Annotated in this window: 2 protein-coding genes and 1 pseudogene; 2 read left to right on the forward strand and 1 reads right to left on the reverse strand. The window is 62.6% G+C overall.

Annotation, left to right across the window (positions count from 1 at the left end; all coding sequences use genetic code 11):
• Nucleotides 1–115, forward strand: a pseudogene (locus ACRCSW_RS15310) (HNH endonuclease); the annotation flags it as partial.
• A gap of 120 nt (nucleotides 116–235) precedes the next feature.
• On the opposite strand, the gene ACRCSW_RS15315 reads toward ACRCSW_RS15310, so the two are convergent.
• Nucleotides 236–1,066, reverse strand: a complete 831-nt coding sequence (locus ACRCSW_RS15315) for a penicillin-binding transpeptidase domain-containing protein (RefSeq protein ID WP_438706458.1) — start codon at nucleotides 1,064–1,066, stop codon at nucleotides 236–238.
• Nucleotides 1,067–1,319: 253 nt separating this feature from the next.
• Between ACRCSW_RS15315 and ACRCSW_RS15320 the strand changes: the two genes are divergently transcribed.
• The coding region (locus tag ACRCSW_RS15320; protein ID WP_438706459.1) for a hypothetical protein at nucleotides 1,320–1,843 on the forward strand (524 nt) is incomplete at its 3' end.

Consider the following 1,843-nt stretch of genomic DNA (forward strand, 5'->3'; position numbering starts at 1 on the left):
CCCGCGTGCACCTTCGGCCGAGGAAATGCAGGCGCATGGACGGCGGTTTCCGCCAAATCACCTGCACGACAGCTGGCTTGATTTCCTTTACTGGGATGCTGAGCTCGACGCCTGACATTTCATCTGTCTTCAAATATCCACGCGCGGCGCGCTCCCACAATGCCGCCAGTGCGACGTACTTTTATCTGGGACAGGTCCTGCCAGCCATGCAGCGCAGGCCAGATATAGGGGCCCATCATTGCACCGTACCAATCAGGCCAAGATCGCGAAGGACGGCAAATGCCACGGCCTGACGCGCCTTTGCGTGGTCCGGCGTGGCGATGTCGAGGTTCAGCGCGAAGGTGATCAGCCGCGCGTCACTTTCCACCCAGCCAACATACCAGCCGATGGCGGGATCTGTCGAGAAGACGTAGCCTGTCTTGGCGTAGACTGCGGCATCACCGGGCTGGTCCACGGCCAGCACCTCTGCCACCGCGCGCAGACGGGCGTCATCGACACCAAGCTCGCCGCTGGTAAGGCGATCAAGAAAGGCTATCTGGTCGAAGGCAGTAAGCGCGAGGTCGCCGTTGAGCCAGAAGTCGGTCAGATTTGCCTCGGTCACGATTGCAGGGCCATAACCGGAATCCCCGAGCCAACGGTTGTAGGTATCAGCCCCGATCCGACGGGCGATGTTCTGATAGACCGGAATGCAGGAATAGCGCAGGGCGGTGGCGACGGTCACATCGGCATTGCACGCATCCGGCAGGAAGGGCTGGTCGTTCACCAGAAACGGCTGACCCGAGAACGGAAAGACCTCGTCCATCCCCACGATGCTGCCGGTTTCCAGCGCGATCAGGGTGTTGGGTATCTTGAAGGTTGACGAGGGTGAGAAAGGCTGCACGGCGCGGCCTTCACCGATTACGATCATCTCCTGCCCAAGTCGGTCATGGATGACCATGGTCCCTTCCGTTCCGGCGGCGGCGAAGTGCGACAGAAGATCATCGCGGATTGTTACCCGTTCGTCAGCCGTCGCTGCCGTGGCAAGTGTAATGAGGACGATAGCTTGTAGAATCGGAGAGGGGGTCATGCCTGCACCTTTATGGTTGATTTTCGCCCAGTGAAGCGGATGCGGGCGGGGCGGTCTTTCGAATCCCGGCGGTTCTTGTCAGATTCGGCTGAAAAAGGACGGGCAGGGCATGGGCTATCTCTATGCGGATCATGCAGATTTCTACGGAAGGGGGCCTTATGCGGCCTTCCTGGTTGAACGGCGCCTTACGGGGACGACCCCTGTCACAATGTTTATCGCCGACCAGCCGGCGGGTTCATATCCCGACCCTGCCATGCCTAACATGCTGCTGTATCTGGCACGGCGCGGGGCGCAGGAGGCTGCGTTTGACTGGGGTGCCGGGCGCTGGCGCGGACGGTGGCGTGCGCAAGACCTGACGCTGGTGCCGCCGGGAAGTGCCGCCGACGTCATGCTGTCGGAGCGGCATTCGTTTCTGGCGCTGTGCCTGCCTGAAGCGATGCTGGACGGGGACACCGAAAGGTTCGCGCCGCTGTTTGCGGCCCCGTTTCGGGACCGGCTGGTTGCGATGCTCTGCGAAGCGCTGTGGTCGGAGGCGGAAGACGGCGGTGCAGAGGGGCGGCTGTTTGCCGATCATGCGGTGCAGTGCGTGCTGGCGCGCCTGAACTTCCTCGCGGGCCGGGCGGACGGGAAAGGCGGACCGGCGAAACTGCCGCGTCCGGCCTTGCGCCGGGTGGTCGCATTTACGGAGGCCCATCTGGAGCGGAACATCGGCGTCGCGGACATGGCGCAGATTGCAGGATATGCTCCGGCACGGTTCACGCAGCTGTTCCGGGTGGC

The organism is Tabrizicola sp., from assembly GCF_051645465.1.
Taxonomy (GTDB): domain Bacteria; phylum Pseudomonadota; class Alphaproteobacteria; order Rhodobacterales; family Rhodobacteraceae; genus Tabrizicola.

Bases quoted from the DNA above. Each gene is read 5' to 3' on its own strand.
- ACRCSW_RS15315 (WP_438706458.1), bottom strand. From the start codon at position 1,066: ATGACCCCCTCTCCGATTCTACAAGCTATCGTCCTCATTACACTTGCC.